This window comes from Nostoc sp. (assembly GCF_041747015.1).
Classification (GTDB): domain Bacteria; phylum Cyanobacteriota; class Cyanobacteriia; order Cyanobacteriales; family Nostocaceae; genus Nostoc.
In genome coordinates this window covers 1-17,349 of the sequence record NZ_JBGTFY010000239.1, presented here as the reverse complement: position 1 = coordinate 17,349, position 17,349 = coordinate 1, and the positions used below count along the sequence as shown (strand labels likewise).

Below are 17,349 nucleotides of genomic sequence, written 5' to 3'. Positions count from 1 at the left end.
ACCTTTTTAAAGGGATCTCCGAACACTAAATATGATTAACCCAAACGTGTTGCTTTATCAGTCAGGGCGAACGCATCTAAATATTGATGGAGATTAGGACAAGACGATGAAAGCACACAAGAACGGGATTTAGAGGGGTAGAGAGCGAAAAAGAAAACAGTTGCGATCGCTCCATGATGAAAGATATGAGAGCAAGGATAGTCGAGTGTGGTATCCTAATCTGGATTTAGGTGTGCTGTCATAGAAGTAGATATTAAATAATCATGAAACTGAAACCGAAAATTACAATAGCTGACCATTTTTTGGGAATAGAATATCCAAGAATAGAGCGGAGAAAGAGACACAAATTAATTGATATTCTGACGATAGCAATTTGTGCAATGGGTACGTATGAAAGTTGGGATAATGACACAGAATTTGCATGAAGTTTTTTGAGGATTTTTCGACAAAGTACACACTCTAGCATATAGCCCTCCTAATTTTCTCTTCTTAGAGGGCATTTTATTGCTTAACTGTAGCAAAACGATCCTTCATAAGAGTAACTAGCAACTTGGGTTATTAGGCAAACTGTCTATAGTAATGCGAGTATTTTCAGTAGAGTTATGGGTAGTTGTTTTTTGATTTCGATAATCTTGCACGGTCAAAAGTTGCCAACTGGAATCTTGTGAAAGTTCCAGAACCCATTGATGATAATCAAATAGGCTTTCCCGATGACCAACACTGATAAATGTTGTTTTCGTCTCTTGTAACTGCTGATATAAACTTCCTTCATTTTTCAAATCCAAAGCACTAGTTGCTTCATCTAATATAGTAAAACTAGGACTAGTAACTAAAAGTCTTGCAAAAGCAAGGCGTTGTTGTTCTCCAACCGATAATATGTTCTCCCAAGGAACTTCTGTATCGAAACCATCAACTCGACTTAGTAAGTTTTGCAGATTAACTTGTTCCAAAACATTTTTGAGTTCTGCGTCGATCATTTGACGATTTGTATTAGGATAAAGCAACTGTTCGCGTAGAGTTCCCAAAATTATATAGGGTCGTTGGGGCAAAAATAACACTTCTTCTAGGGGAGGTCGTACCAGACGGCCAGTACCCGCATTCCACAAACCTGCGATCGCTCTCAATAGAGAACTTTTACCTCGACCACTAGGACCAACAATCAATAAACCTTCTCCTGGCTGAACAGATAGTGACAAATCTTTGACAATTACCTGCTCATAGTTGGGCGTTTGTAGAGTAATATGCTCAAAAGCTAGACGATTTTCTTCTATTGTTTTAATGGTACTTACATTCTTTGGTTCTTTGGTTACTGCTTCTAACGCATCAGATAATTCAGCTAAACGCTCAACGTAACTCGAAAATCGTCCTGAAGTTCCAAATTCATTGATTAATCTTATTTAATTCTTGAGTTAAATAAAGAGCAATCAAATTTCCGATAATTGTATAAACAAGTAAAACAGATGCAACAAATTGAGAAATAGACCAAAGTATTGATAAAAAAATAATCATTTCCAATACTTTTTCTAACAAAGTAGTTGAAAAACTGAAAAAAGTTCTGGTAACAGGTTCTATTTCTTGAGATAAACGTTGATCTGGGTTATCAATATCAGATTTAAAATTGATTTTATAATAAGCACGATTGCTCAAATATTTTGATAACATTTGGCTATTTAACCATTGATACCAATCTAGAGCAATTTTTTTTCTAACAAATTTAGAAAATCCTACCAAGAGTGTTACACAGAAAAGACCAACGCCGTAAAGCAATATCGTTTTAAGAAAGCTAGGATAATCTTTCTGTTCAATAATATCGATTAAATCGCGAGTAACGAAGGTATTAAAGGCAGTTACGCCCACGAGCGCCATTACTAATAAAAGCAAAAGAGCTAGCATTACCCATGCACTAATCACATCTGAAAATGCTCTGCCCCCTGGCTTTGTTAGATACCAGTAAGGACCAGCGATCGCTTTGACATCTTCCCAAAATTGAGTAAAACTTGAAAGGAATGAAGTATTTTTTAGAGATTGATTAGGAGAAGCTTGAGTTTTCATATTAAACATCTAACAAAAATAATTTTTAGGATGATAAATACGTACGAAGATTTATTTTTTCATCATATTATAGTTATGAGAAACAAAATCTACAGTATGTATATTAAACAAAAACATCATATCACAAAATATTTTTGCAATAGTTATACTTTAGGAATCTAACAGAGAAATTAAACAATCAAAAATGCCCAGCCGTTGTTTTTTATGGGAGAAAACCGCCAGCAGTATATTTGTTTAGTAACAATATACTGCTGGCGACTGGGATTTTTATTTACTAAGTACCTAATATTAGTAACAACGCAATTTTTGATAATTAGAAGGTAATTTTTATAGTTATAAACTATTACTAACCATCTCAACCCCTTATAATTAGCTTCTCACGAAGATATCAACGCTTGGTCTAAAAGTTTTGCACACTTTGGCTTTGGAGTTTTCGGATAAGTCTATTAAAAGTCTTGAAACTTGTTCCAAACTTCAGGATTAACAATGTAAGGTGGCTTCTCACCCTGAAGCACTTGAAGTATTTGATTAGCTGCCGAAAGTGCAGTAGCTATAGCAGCTAATTTAGTAGGATAACGGACATATACGCCAGATACATCTTGAATAGCTTCATTGATTTGATGCTGCATAGGTTCTTTTATAATCTCGACATTAGTGTATTATTCAAGGAGTTTTTCACCTGTTTCATGATACATTCTCTCGATTAAAATAACCTTGTGATTTTTAGTATTGACTGGGCAAATTTGGGGGGAAATAGCTGTCATGTGATTTATCCTGAATTAATTTGTTTTATTACACAGATGTTTAAGAGCCAATAGTTGATGAATGAAATTCTCTAAGTACTTTCATTCTTTCTGGAAGCACATTAGAATTAGATATAGCTGGCTCTAATAGCTGAGAAAAGTTTTGGGCAATAGTAGTTAAAGGATCGATCGCTTTAATAGAATCAATTCCATTTAGTTTGAGAGATTTAGTGAAGAGATGAAACTCTGTACAACCAGCAATGTAAGAACGAGTCTTATATTTATCTAACAATTCTTGGATATCTGCAAGAATTGTCAGTGGGTCTTGTCCTCGTTTTAGTACTTTAAAGATAATCTCAATGAGCCAGCGCTGTTCTTTTTCAGATAGAGAAATAATGCGATCAGCAGCAGTACAACCTTTGTGAAACAATTTTTTCTGGTAAGCGCCTGTACCTGCCAGTAAAATCGCAGGTTCATCATGTTCTTGCAGTTGTTGGTCTACAATTTTAATTAAGGAAATTACCTTATTAGTTAGATGTTCTGGGATATGAGGCAGAGCATAATGAGCAGTACAACAGCCAATTACTATGCGGTCAACAAATTTATTGAGATTTTCTAGATGTAGTTGTAGAAAATCAATAAATTCTCTTTCATTCCCACTATTAATAGAACTCGTGCGATCGGGCGCAGAGGGAAGTGAGAACACAATGACGTTAGGTGCTTCTTGTTCGTTGTCAATAAACTGGTTATATTCATAAACTGGAGTTTAGACTAAATTCTTTTTTAAAGGCTACAACCCTTGTGTAGCAGGCATTTTAAACTTCGGAATCAGAACAAGCCTATAAATTATCAAAGCCCTACTGGATAAAGGTTTGGCGGTTTGCTGGGTAATTTTAGTCTAAACTCCAATCATAAATCGATTTGAGAAATTCGGCAGTAACTACAGGCCCCATGCCGCCTAAAACTCCAAGTATTGGTAGTTTTTTATTCATAAATGTTCTCCAAATCTGTGATTACTATGGTTTAGCTGCGAATGGCACGGTTGTTAAGCGCAAACCTTGGATATAACTGGCATTTTGGTGTTAGGAAAAGACACACCCTTGCATTTAGATGTTGGCTTGTACTTGCTGGATGCAGGCTTTTAACCGTTCGGCTAAGAACTGGACGTGGGGTTCAGCCATCATCGTCACGTGATTGCCTGGAAGAAAATAAACATTCACGGGTTCGCAAGAAAACGCGTTCCAGCCCAAGGCCGAATCCTGTAACATCTCAGGAGGTAACTTTCTAACATAATTTTCCCCAAGAGCCTCGCTGGCGCGTAGAAGTGTAATTTGAGCCGGATAGATATGTTGTGGTACATAATCAATCAAAGCTAGAGAGTTAGCTTTATAAGATTGGAGCATATTTTTTAGCTGCGTAGTTTCAGCGTTTGGGGGCAGCATATTAATCATTTTGAAAAGCTGTAAAACGTAATTTAGTTGCTCCTTTGCAGGCAACGATCGCAGGGTATCGTAAGAAATATCTATATTCGTTGCCAGAGAAACTTCTACTGCTTTGATCAACTCAATCAGCCACCTAGCATTATCCCAATCAATACAATCAAGACGTGTTTGCCTTTCATTAGAGGTTGGTGCAGTTGTATCAATAATTGCAACTAAAGCAACTTTATGTCCCCGATGAAGCAACTGTTGGGCTATTTCAAAAGCTACTTTACCTCCAAAAGAATGCCCTGCCAAAAAGTAGGGGCCTTGCGGCTGAACAGTTTGCATTGCTTGAATATAATGGCTAGCCATATCCTTAACTCGGCTAGCTGGCTCTAATTCCCGATCTAAATTGTTTGCTTGAAAACTGTATAACGGTTGCTCTACTCCTAAATAACGCCCTAAGTGATACAAGTAGAAAGGCTCGTCACCAGCTCCAGGGACGCAGAAGAAAGGTAAGTTTGAACCGTTTGGCTGAATTGGTACTAAACCAGAAGAATTTGAGCAATCTAAGTCTATTTGTAAAATTGTCGCCAACTGTTCAATAGTTGGATTTTGGAAGAGGCTTATTAAAGGAATATCTTTACCAAACTGCTGCTTAATTTGAGCCATTAAGTAGGGAGCTAAAAGGGAATGTCCACCAAGGTCAAAAAAGTTATCTTGTACCCCTACTTTGTCAACTTTCAGAATCTTTGACCAAATTTGCACCAGTTGCATTTCTATTTGGTTACGGGGTTCGACAAATGTACCTAAGTTAGTAATATTAGAAGGTGTAGGCAAAGCGTGGCGGTCTATCTTACCGTTGGGTGTTAATGGGAAGCTATCTAGGAATACAAAACTAGAAGGTACTATGTACTGTGGCAACTTTATCGAGAGGAAGTTTCGGATCTCACTAATGGTAGGTGCTGACTCCTGATTTGGAATCATGTAAGCTACTAAGCGTAGATCGCCAAATGCATCTTCACGAGCAGTCACTACAGTTTGATGCACAGATGGGTGCTGTGCTAATACTGTCTCAAGTTCCCCAAGCTCAATGCGTATGCCGCGAATCTTGAGTTGATGATCTTGGCGACCGAGAATTTCTAGAGAGCCATCTGGAAGATAGCGGCCGCGATCGCCTGTATAGTACAACAAATCTTGGTCATCATTGCGAAAATGGTTTTTGACAAACCGAGAGCGCATTTCTTCTGGGGCGTTAATGTAGCCCAAACTGCGGAATGGTGTCCGCAAAATAATTTCGCCGGGTTCCCCAATGCCGCACAGTTGGCGATTTACACCCAAAACTAGAGCCTGAGTTTCAGGAATTGTCCGTCCTACTGGCTGTACCCCCACTGTGGGTTCGCTAGGTATTTGGTAATAACACTTTGTTAAAGTTGTCTCTGTCGCCCCATAAATATTGATGATTTCTCCTGCTTGAGGGAAAGCATCTCGCCACCGCCGTATAAGTGTCTCCTTGAGGGGTTCTCCGCCCAAGATTAACCAGCATAGCTGTTGTGGGATTTGGCAGCAAAAGTCGGGCTTGTGGTGTTACCAGAGAATAAGCTGCGATCGCACTATCAGGATTAACAATAATTTGATTCAGCAAATGATGGTATTGTTGCAGCATTTCCACCATTCTTTCTGAAGTAAATAGGTCATAATTATAGACTACTTGCAGGGTTATTCCTTGCTCATGTTCCGCAACATACCAGCTTAAGTCAAACTTGGAAGCAGCTTCTGGCATCGATATAGGTTCTACAGACAACCCAACAAGTTCCGGTTGGGTGTCTGCTAAGTTAAGTAAATTAAACCATACCTGAAAAATCGGATTATGGCTGAGATTTCGTTCTGGCTGCAATGCTTCCACCAACATTTCAAAAGGTAAATCTTGATGGGCGTATGCTCCTAAAGCTACTTCTCGTACCCGTGATAGTAGCTGCCTAAAACTGGGATTACCTCCCAAGTGGGTACGCAACACAAGAGTATTGACAAAAGAACCAATAAGTGGTTCAATTTCTGCACGGTTGCGGTTAGCGATCGGCGTACCTATGCAAATATCATCCTGTTTACTATAGCGCCACAGCAATATTTGGAATGCTGCTAACAGCGTCATAAATAAAGTAACACTTTCTTTTTGGCTCAACTGTTTGAGCGCAACAGTCAGTTCTTTTGAGAGTGCAAAAGCTTGATATGCCCCGTGGTAAGTTTGCACAGCCCCTCTAGGTCGGTCAGTAGGTAAGGACGATAAAGCTGGTGAGGAAGCTAGTTGTTGTTGCCAGTAACTCAGTTGGCTTTGCAGCACATCCCCTTGCAACCACTGTCGCTGCCAAATTGCAAAATCTGCGTACTGAATTGGCAGTGGCGCTAACGGTGTATCCCTTTGGGGAAGCAAGCTACGCGTAGCGGACGCACCAGAAGGCTGGTCTTGGGAATAAGCATTGTACAGCGCTGCTAGCTCTTGGATAAACACACCCATTGACCAACCATCAGAGACAATGTGATGTACATACACTAACAAAGCGTGTTCTGTCTGTGACAGTACGACTAACGTTGCCCTAACTAATGGTTCACTCCCCAAGTTAAAAGGTTGAATAGCTTGTTTTTGCGCTAATTGCTGTGTGGCAATTTCTTGTTCGGTTTTTGGCAGATGTTGCCAGTCAATAATTGATAGTGTCCAATTTGTTTGTATTTGAATGATTGGATAAGGTTTTCCATCAACTGTAATGAAGTTGGTGCGTAACACTTCGTGGCGATGAATAATTTCTTTTAAGCTTTGTTGTAGCGCTGCAACTTTAAGAGTTCCTACTAGACGCAAAGTTAGGGGCATATTGTAGAAGCCACTGTTTGGGTTTAACTGGTCTAAAAACCACAAACGCTGTTGAGCATAAGACAGTGGTAATTCTGCATCCCTTGCCCTTGGTAAGATAGGTTGGGAAGTTAATTTTAATTTTTGTTGCTGCAACTGCCCAATCAGATACGTTAACTCGGCAACTGTGGCTGCGGCAAACAGGCTACGCAACGGTAATTCTACTTTGAAAATGTTACCAATACGTGAGAGCAGTTGCGTTGCTAGTAGCGAATGTCCTCCGAGTTCAAAGAAGTTATCATAAATACCTACTTGCTCTACTTTCAGCACTTGCGCCCAAATTTGTGCCAGCATTTCTTCAACGGGTGTGCGTGGGGCAACAAATTTGTCTTTTTGTTCGCTGTGTAAATCTGGTGTGGGTAAAGCGCGGCGATCTACTTTGCCGTTGGGAGTTAGTGGTAGGGACTCCAGAATAACTACTGCATTGGGAACCATGTACTCTGGAAGTTTTGCCTTCAGGAAGTGGCGTAGTTCATTGATTGTCGGTGTACAGTCCTGATGTAGCACCACGTAGGCAACTAAACGTTTATTACTTGGGCTATCTTCACGGGCAACGACACAAGATGCTTGTACATTTTCATGTTGGCTCAATACTGTTTCGATTTCTCCCAACTCTATACGGAAGCCGCGAATCTTAACTTGATTGTCGATACGTCCTATGTATTCAATGTTGCCATCGGGCAAATAGCGTGCTAAATCGCCTGTTTTGTATAATCTACTTCCTCCTGCCTCCTCAAATGGGTTGAGGATAAATTTCTCTTGTGTTAATTCTCTTCGGTTGAGGTAGCCTCGTGCTAATCCTGCTCCACCAATGTGCAATTCTCCTGGTACACCCACGGGAACTGGTTGTAAGTGCGAGTCTAGGATATAAATTTGTGTGTTAGGGAGGGGACGACCAATGGGAGCCGAGGACAAAGCAGAGTCACACATTTGGGCAGATAAGGGACAGCAGCTAGCTTGAATTGTTGTTTCCGTAGGGCCATAGCCGTTAATCAACTGTGGAGAAGTTTCATATAAGTCTCTGTTTTTCTGTACATATTCATACCACAGCTTGATTTTTTCCGGTAGTAACCGTTCTCCGCCAATAGTTATTAGTCGTAGACTCCGCGATAAACTCTTGTTTGTTCGAGCTAGTTCTGTAACTAACTCATGCCAGTAGGCTGCCGGTACATTCAGCACGCTTATTTGCCAACACTCAATTTCTTCAATCAAAGCGAACCAAGAATTCAACATCTGTTCTGTTCGCAATACCAGTGTGCCACCAATACTCAAGCAGGGATAAATATCTTTAGCAAATACATCAAAACTAAAAGAACTAAACTGGAGGATACGATCGCTTTGGTTAATGCCCCATTCTATTACCTCAGCTTTTGTAAAGTTGACCAAAGAGTGATGTTCAATCATCACGCCCTTTGGTGTGCCTGTGGAACCAGAGGTATAAATTACATAAGCTAGATTAGTTGCTTGTATATCAGTGATGAGATTATCCTGACTTGACTGAGAAATCAACTGCCATTCGGTATCCAAACATACGAGCTTGGCTTGATGCTCAGGTAGCCTCTTAACTAGATGCTGTTGGGTTAGCAATACTGAAACTTGAGCATCTAGAAGCATAAAACTCAGGCGTTCAGGAGGATACTCTGGATCAAGTGGCACATAAGCACCACCCGCCTTGAGAATGCCCAACAGTCCGACAACCATATCTAAAGAACGATCAACACACAGACCAACCAACACATCAGCTTTTACACCCAAAGCCTTCAGGTAATGCGCCAATTGATTAGCGCGGTAGTTCAATTCATCATAAGTCAGTTGTTGATTTTCAAACACAACTGCGATCGCATCGGGTGTACGCTCTACCTGTTCCTCAAATAATTGATGGATACACTGATTGCAGAGATACTCAACTTGAGTATCGTTCCACTCAACGAGTAACTTTCGTTGTTCCTGTTCTTTCAGCAGGGGCAATTGCGAAATTTTCTGCTGTGGGTTAGTAACAATGGCTTCAAGCAATGTCACAAAATGCCCCGACATCCGCTCGATAGTATCTGCATTAAATAAGTCAGTATTGTACTCCCACATACCTACTAATCCAGTGGTAGTGTTCTGCATTAGTAAAGTAAGATCAAACTTTGCTGTTGCGCTTTCTGTTGCTAATGAACTGACAGTTAAACCAGTAAGCTCTATTTGAGACGCAGGCAGATTCTGGAGGACAAACATCACCTGAAACAGTGGTGTATAGCTGAGGTCTCGCTGGGGCTGCAATGCTTTGACCAACTCCTCAAAGGGCAGGTCTGGATGAGCGTAGGCTTGCAGTGCAAGTTGCCGCACTCGATTCAGCAACTGCTGAAAACTGGGGTTGCCTGACAAATCGGTACGTAGCAATAAAGTATTGACAAAAAAGCCAATTAGCCCTTCTATTTCCACGCGATCGCGGTTAGCAATGGGTGTACCCACTACAATATCATCGGAGCCTGTATAGCGATAAAGCAAGGTAACATAAGCTGTGAACAGCGTCATGAACAGGGTGGCTCTCTCTTGCCTACTAAAATTGGCAAGTGCTTCACTCAATTCAATTGACAGTTTTATTTGTTGACGCGCTCCCCGGAAAGTTTGAACGGCCGGTCTAGGTCGGTCTGTGGGTAATTCTAGTAAGGTAGGAGCATTTTTGAGTAGTTGCTGCCAGTAATTAAGCTGTGTTTGCAGTACCTCTGTTTGCAACCACTGCCGTTGCCAAATAGCAAAATCGGCATACTGAATTGGTAGCTCAGGTAGCTCTGGAGACGAGTTATTGCACAGAGCCGAGTAAATGCTTGCTAATTCCCGTATCAATACGCCTGTTGACCAACCATCAAAAACAATGTGGTGGATTGTGAGTAGCAAGACGTGTTCTACCTCTGTGAGTTTAACTACAGAAGTTCGGATTAAAGAAGAACTAGCGAGGTCAAATGGTCGAGTAGCTTCTGCTGTGGCTAATTGCTGGCAAGCGATTTCTCTTTTCCCTTCAGGTAGCTCTGTGAGGTCTACTATTGGCACACTGAAGCTTAAGCTTTCAGCAATTACTTGAACTGGCTGCTCATTGATGGTGCGGAAGTTGGTACGTAAAGCTTCGTGGCGAGCGATAATTTTGTTGAGGCTTTGCTCTAGCGCCACGATGTTCAAGTTCCCGTAAAGTTGCAGAGCTACTAGTTCGTTGTAGAAGGGGTTATCTGGTTCTAACTGACTCAGTAGCCAGATTCGCTCTTGGGCAAAAGATAGAGGTAATTTCTGAATACGCTCGACTTTGACTAGGGGTAAATTAGTGTCCGTGACCCTCGTATTTTTCTGCTCAAGCAATAAGATAAGTTCTGCTTTATTCTTAGCTAGTGAGTCACGAGTTTCTGTTGTCAATACTCCTTTTGGAGCATTAACCCGCAACTGTTCGTCCTTAACCCACAACTTCACACCTTGCTGAGAAAGTTCAGCGACAAATTGCTTGATATTCACAGAAATTACCTCCAGAGCTTCTTGTAATTCGTAATGACGCTCGAATACTCGCTAACGCTACGCTAACGTAATTATTTATATTGTGATTTCTTCTCTATCAATTGCACTTAAGTCAATATCTGGTTCCTTGTCTAGCTTTGATGCTATTTCAGCTATTGTGGGAGACTCAAACAAATTTGCTACAGATAATTGAATAGAAAAACTATTTCGTAATCTGGTCAGAATTTGAACAGCTATTAAGGAATCTCCTCCCAATTCAAAAAAGTTGTCATGTATTCCTACCTGTTTAATTCCCAACAGTTCTTGCCAGACATCGGCAATTTTTTTTTCAAGCTCATTACAGGGAGCTATGTATGAATTTGGCAAATTGGGTCTAGAGTGGAGCGCAGATAAGTTTTCTGGCTGAAAATTATCTGGTTTTGGTGAAGATACAATTTTTAGAAGCTCATCAATATGTTTTTTTGGTGGTTCAATCCAATAACGTTGGCGCTCAAAGGGATAAGTCGGTAAGGGAAGACGATAATACTCATCCTGACTATAAAATCCAAACCAATCTATCTTGACCCCAGCTAGCCAGAGTTGACCTAATGTAGTGAATAAAACATCATTATCGGATTTCTCATCTTGAGGATGACGTACCGAAGTTAATACCGTTTGTGTAGCTGCTTTGTCTGGATGCCTTTTAATTAATGTAGTTAATGTGTGTCCTGGACCTACCTCTAGTAAGACCTGCTCAGGTGTCGCTAATAATTTCTCGACACCTTGAGCAAACAGCACTGTAGAACGCAGATGTTGAACGTAGTAGTCAGGATTTGTGGCTTGGGTGACTGTAATCCAAGTACCAGTCAGGTTGGAAATATAAGGAAGTTTTGGGGGATTTAAAGTAACTTTTTTAACTCGTTTTGCAAATGGTTCTAAGATTGGTTCCATCATTTGAGAATGGAAGGCATGGGAAGTATGCAGAGGTTGACATTCAATCCCTTGAGCAGCAAGCTGATTTTGTAGTGCATCTACTGCTGCTATGGAACCGGAAACTACACACCGCGAGGGTTGATTAATCGCTGCAACAGAAAGTTCTGAGCCTAACAGGGATTTTACCTTGTTTGCGGACAAGGGAACAGAAAGCATTGCTCCAGTGGGAAGTTGCTGCATCATCTGTCCGCGTGCTGCTACCAGAGATAAAGCATCTTCTAAAGAAAAAACTCCTGCTAGAGTTGCTGCTACGTACTCGCCAACACTGTGACCGATCGCAGCTTGTAGTTCCACTCCCCAGGACTGCCATAATTGAGCTAGAGCGTATTCAATTACAAAAATAGCAGGTTGAGCTATCGCTGTTTGTTGAAGTTGCTGTGATGCTTCATCAATTTTTTCATCGCTGGGGTAAATAATATGACGTAAATCAAGCCCTAGTAATGGTTTGAGAATTTCTGAGCAATAATCAACTTGTTCTCGAAATACCGTCTCAGTTTCGTAAATTTCCCGCGCCATATTGACATACTGAGAACCTTGACCGGGAAACATAAAGACAACAGGCCGTTCTGTAATTTCTGTATAATTAGTAAAAACTCGTTTTGGCTCTAAACTACTAGAAGCTCTGATAGCATCTTCTAAGTCTTGACAAATTAACATCCGTCGGTAATTAAAACCCCTACGACCACTATTGAGAGTATAAGCTACATCACCTAAGTTAACTTCTGGATGCTCTATTAAATACTCTATTAAATTAGCTGTTGCCTTCTCAAGCGCACTCGCAGTCTTAGCCGATAAACACAACAATAAATATTTATTTTTGAATTTTGTTAGCGCAGCGTTAGCGAGTCCGCGAGCGTCATTTTGAATTTTGAATTGATTTGGTGCTTCTTCTAAAATTACATGAGCATTAGTACCTCCCATACCAAAAGAACTAACTCCAGCACGGCGAGGGGTGTTATTTGTTTTCCATTCAGTCAGGGTTGTGTTGACATAAAAAGGACTATTGGCAAAATCAATTTTAGGATTAGGTGTCTGGTAGTGCAAACTAGGAGGTAGCATTTTATGTTGCAGTGCTAAGACAGTCTTAATCAAACCTGTGACACCTGCTGCTGTATTCAAATGTCCCAAGTTGGTTTTTACTGAACCAATAGCACAGAAGCCTTTTTTTTCTGTAGTTTGACTAAAGGCTTGAGTTAAAGCTGCAATCTCAATCGAATCTCCTAAAGGTGTAGCAGTACCATGAGCTTCGATGTAAGAAATTGTTTCGGCATCTACACCAGCTATAGCTTGAGCCTCGCCAATCACTGCTGCTTGACCACTGACACTAGGAGCAGTGTAGCCGACTTTCATTGCACCATCATTATTGATAGCCGAGCCTTTGATAATAGCATAGATGTGGTCGCGGTCTGCGATCGCATCCTTTAATCTTTTCAATACCACAATACCAGCACCGCTACCAGCAACAGTTCCTTGTGCTTCAGCATCAAAAGTCCGGCAGCGTCCATCTGGAGAAAGAATCATTTCCGGTTGATACAAATAACCTGTTTTTTGAGGAAGGCTGATAGAAACTCCACCAGCTAATGCCATGTCACATTCACCATTTAAGAGACTTTGACAAGCTACGTGAACTGCAACCAAAGAAGTAGAACAGGCAGTTTGTACATTCACTGCTGGCCCAGTCAGGTTGAGTTTATATGCAACTCGTGTCGGCAAAAAATCTTTCTCGTTGGAAATTACTAATTGAAGGGGGTCAACTGTTTCTAATAATTTTTGATGAGTGTAGAGATTTTTGAGCAAATAATGATTCATCCCCACGCCAGCATAAACCCCTATCAAACTATTGTAGTTTTGTGGGTCGTAACCAGCCTTTTCTATTGCCTCCCAAGCCAATTCTAAAAATAGGCGTTGTTGTGGATCTATTATCTCAGCTTCTTTGGCACTATAAGCAAAGAAATTTGCATCAAACAATTCAATGTCTGATAAAACAGGACTAGATTTTACATAATTAGAATTACTCAGCAAATCTAGTGAAACACCAGATTCTCGCAACTCTACATCCGTAAACCTCGATATAGACTCTACACCATCATGTATATTCTGCCAAAAAGACTCAATATCTTTTGCTCCTGGAAACCTTCCAGCAACAGCAATAATTGCTATTTCTGAATTATTATATTCATCATTGCTATGCACTAAATTTATTGTCATTTTCACCTTTTTTTTCTGGGAGCGATATTGTTGTCTAGATTGTAATTGTTGGTTTATTAAAGATTTGATTTCACTATGAGATTGAGTACGAGAACTATTTTGATTAATTTTATCTTTTTTATAAAATTTATTACTTAAATATTGGCTTAAGGTATGTATAGTTGGGTAATTAAACATATCAACTATTGAAACTTCTAAGTTTAATATTTCTTGCAATTGCTGATTAATTCGCACAAGTAGTAATGAATTACCTCCCAATTCAAAGAAATTATTGTAAATTCCCACTTTTTCTACTTTCAGTGTTCTTTGCCAAATGTCAGCAATGACTTTTTCTATTTCTGTATTTGGCACGACATAATCTGATATTTCTCGATGTAAATCTGGCTCAGGTAGAGCGCGACGGTTCACTTTGCCATTGAGTGTCAGAGGCACGGACTCCAATATCACAAAAGCAGATGGCACCATATACCCAGGCAGTTTATGAGAAAGGAATTGACGCAGTTTGCTATTTGTGGGTATCTGCTGTTGATGTGGCACCACATAGGCAACTAAGCACTTACCACCTGAATTGTCTTCCTTGGCGATGACGCAAGATACTTGTACATCATCATGTTGGCTTAGTGCTGATTCAATTTCTCCTAGTTCGATGCGGAAACCCCGAATTTTTACCTGATTGTCAATACGTCCAATGTATTCGATGTTGCCATCCGGTAGATAACGCGCTAAATCCCCAGTTTTATAGAGGCGCGAATGTGGCTCAGTGCTAAACGGATTAGGGATGAATTTCTCTTGTGTCAATTCTGGGCGGTTGAGGTAGCCGCGTGCTAATCCTGCTCCACCAAGGTATAATTCTCCTGGTATACCAATTGGTACAGGTTGTAAGTTTTTGTCTAATAAATAGATTTGTGTATTAGAAATTGCACAACCAATGGGGATAGTTGCGGCTTTTGTTGGTAAGCCCTCTACCAAATACCAAGAAGAAAAAGTGGTATTTTCTGTTGGGCCATAGACATGGAGCAATTGCTGTGGAGCGCCTTTTTCTAGGACTTCTTGCACCCACAAAGCGTCAACCGCTTCACCACCAAATAATAGATATCGTAGAGAACTAAATGCTTGTGGTACAAAACTGGCTAACTGATTGAATAAAGCTGTGGTTAAAAATAAGACGCTGATCTCATGGGAGCGCATATTCACAGCAAATTCTTTCGGGATGAGCAGTACAGATTGATTGAGAATAACTAGTTTTGCTCCGTGAAGCAATGCTCCCCAAATCTCGAAAGTGGCAGCATCAAAAGCAATGTTTGCAGCTTGAGCAACACGGTCATCGGGTGTTAACTGTATGTAGTTGGTGTTGAAGACCAGCCGATTTACAGCCTCATGAGTTACGGCTACTCCCTTGGGTGTTCCTGTAGAACCAGAGGTGTAAATCACATAAGATAGGTTTTGGGAACTGACTGTGCTGCTGAGATTGTCCTGATTTGCTTCCTTAATGCTTTGCCAGTCTGTGTCTAAGCAGACGACACGCGCCTGATGCCGAGGAAGTGACTCTACTAATTTCTCTTGAGTCAACAGCACTTTTACCTGAGTATCTTTGAACATAAAGCTTAAACGTTCTTGGGGATACTCTGGGTCAAGTGGCACATACGCTCCACCTGCCTTGAGAATACCAAGTAGTCCTACTACCATTTCTAAAGAACGTTCTACACACAACCCTACCAGCACATCTGCTCCCACACCCAAAGCCTTAAGGTAGTGTGCCAACTGGTTAGCCTGGCAATTCAACTGGTGGTAGGTCAGTTGTTGATTTTCAAACACAACTGCCACAGCATCAGGGGTGCGCTTAACCTGCTCCTCAAATAACTGATGGATAGATTTATCTTGGGGATAATCTACCTGAGTATTGTTCCACTCAAGAAGTTGTCGTTGCTCAATTTCTGTCAGCAGTGGTAATTGAGAAATTTTCTTCTCTGGGTTAGCAACAATACCTGCAAGCAATGTCTGAAAATGCCCAGCCATACGCTCAATAGTGCTGGCACTAAATAAGTCAGTGTTATACTCCCATACACTTACCAGCCCAGCAGCAGTGTTTTCTACTAATAAAGTCAGATCAAATTTGGTAGTTGTAGTTTCTGTGGGCAATGAAGTGACAGTTAACCCACTCAAATCTACTGGAGATGTGGAAATATCCTGAAGAATAAATGTTACTTGAAATAAGGGTGTATGGCTGAGGTCTCTTTGCGGCTGTAATGCCTCAACCAACATTTCAAAGGGGTAATCTTGATGAGCGTATGCTTCCATTGTTATTTCACGAACACGACCGAGTAATTCGTGAAAACTGGGTCTGTCTGCCAAGTTGGTATGTAAAACTAAAGTATTGGCAAAAAACCCGATTAGTGATTCAAGTTCCTGACGATTGCGGTTAGCGAAAGGCGAACCGATACAAATATCATCTTGACCACTGTAACGATGCAGTAAAACGGCATAAGCTGTCAGCAGGGTCATAAACAAAGTGACACCTGACTTTTGGCTAAAGGTTATTAGTTGAGAACTTAAATCTTTGTCGATTTGAAATCTTCTAGTGCTACCAGAAAAAGTCTGCACTGGGGGGTGCGGATAATCAGTTGGTAACTCTAATAAAGGGGGTGCACCCGCTAACTGTTGTTTCCAGTATTCAAGTTGTTTTTGTTGAATTTGTTGAGTTAAACATTGGCGTTGCCAGAGGGCAAAATCAGCGTATTGTATCGTTAACTCTGGTAAAGGATTTGGTTGTCCTTTAGTAAAAGCATCATAAAGAACTGCTAACTCTTTGAAGAATATCTCCATTGACCAGGCATCAGTAATGATGTGGTGCATAGTCAATACCAATAAGTGAGATTCTACTGCTTGGCGCAGTAGACTAACTCGCACTAAAGGAGCGATACTTAAATCAAAAGGTCGCTGAACTTCTTGAGTAACTAGTTGTTGAATTTGACCTGCGTCTAATCCTTCTACATCCACTACTAGGATACTGATAGTCAAAATAGGGATAATCTTCTGTACCGCCAATCCATCTACTGTTGGGAAAACAGTCCGTAAAGCTTCGTGGCGACAGATAATTTCATTGAAGCTTTGCTCTAATGCTGCTACGTTGATCGCACCAGTAATCCGCAGTTGTACAATACCATTATAAAAAGGGTTTTGTTTATCTAACTGATGGATAAACCACAGCCTTTGTTGGCTAAAAGATAGATGTAAATGCCCATCTCTATCAACAGGTACAATAGGTGCAAAAGCTAATTTATTTTCGCTTCTTGCTTCCTGAAGACAAATAAGCATTTCTTTTTTTCGCTCTATTAACTCCTGCTTAATAGCTGGGGTCATTACTCCCTTGGGAGCGCGAAAGCGCAGCTGGTCGTTTTCAACCCAAACTTTAATATCTAAACTATTTAGGGCTTGCTGAATAAGTCTCCAGAGCGAATCTAGAAGCCACACAGCTTACAAAATAGTAGTTTCGTCGCTTAGTTTCCCAATTTGCCCGGCGCTCGCCGACGAAAGTGCAAGGTTTTTGAACCTCTGGATGCTA

General features: G+C 40.6%; 5 protein-coding genes and 2 pseudogenes. 1 reads left to right on the top strand and 6 read right to left on the bottom strand.

Annotation, left to right across the window (positions count from 1 at the left end; genetic code table 11):
- Positions 1-263: 263 nt before the first annotated feature.
- Positions 264-383, top strand: a pseudogene (locus ACEW80_RS19345) (transposase family protein); the annotation flags it as partial.
- A 159-nt stretch (positions 384-542) separates the two neighbouring features.
- Here the strand turns inward: ACEW80_RS19345 and ACEW80_RS19340 are convergent.
- From ACEW80_RS19340 to ACEW80_RS19315, 6 genes and pseudogenes are all read right to left on the bottom strand, one after another.
- Positions 543-2,052, bottom strand: a pseudogene (locus ACEW80_RS19340) (ABC transporter ATP-binding protein/permease).
- Positions 2,053-2,498: 446 nt separating this feature from the next.
- Positions 2,499-2,681 carry a hypothetical protein gene (locus ACEW80_RS19335; protein WP_373528144.1) on the bottom strand — a complete coding sequence of 61 codons (183 nt, stop codon included), beginning with the start codon at positions 2,679-2,681 and terminating at the stop codon, positions 2,499-2,501.
- 175 nt (positions 2,682-2,856) lie between these two features.
- Positions 2,857-3,534, bottom strand: a complete 678-nt coding sequence (locus ACEW80_RS19330; RefSeq protein WP_373528154.1) for an aspartate/glutamate racemase family protein — start codon at positions 3,532-3,534, stop codon at positions 2,857-2,859.
- Positions 3,535-3,901: 367 nt separating this feature from the next.
- Entirely contained in the window at positions 3,902-5,719 is a 1,818-nt protein-coding gene (locus tag ACEW80_RS19325) for a thioesterase domain-containing protein (RefSeq protein ID WP_373528153.1), read from the bottom strand.
- On the bottom strand, positions 5,619-10,607 hold the full coding sequence (locus ACEW80_RS19320) for an amino acid adenylation domain-containing protein (protein ID WP_373528143.1): 4,989 nt from the start codon (positions 10,605-10,607) through the stop codon (positions 5,619-5,621). Before ACEW80_RS19320 ends, ACEW80_RS19325 begins: the two co-directional genes overlap by 101 nt.
- A 75-nt stretch (positions 10,608-10,682) precedes the next feature.
- A complete protein-coding gene (locus ACEW80_RS19315; RefSeq protein WP_373528142.1) occupies positions 10,683-17,258 on the bottom strand; it encodes an amino acid adenylation domain-containing protein in 6,576 nt (2,191 codons plus the stop codon).
- Positions 17,259-17,349 lie beyond the last annotated feature (91 nt).

Bases quoted from the DNA above. Each gene is read 5' to 3' on its own strand.
- ACEW80_RS19335 (WP_373528144.1), bottom strand. From the start codon at position 2,681: ATGCAGCATCAAATCAATGAAGCTATTCAAGATGTATCTGGCGTATAT.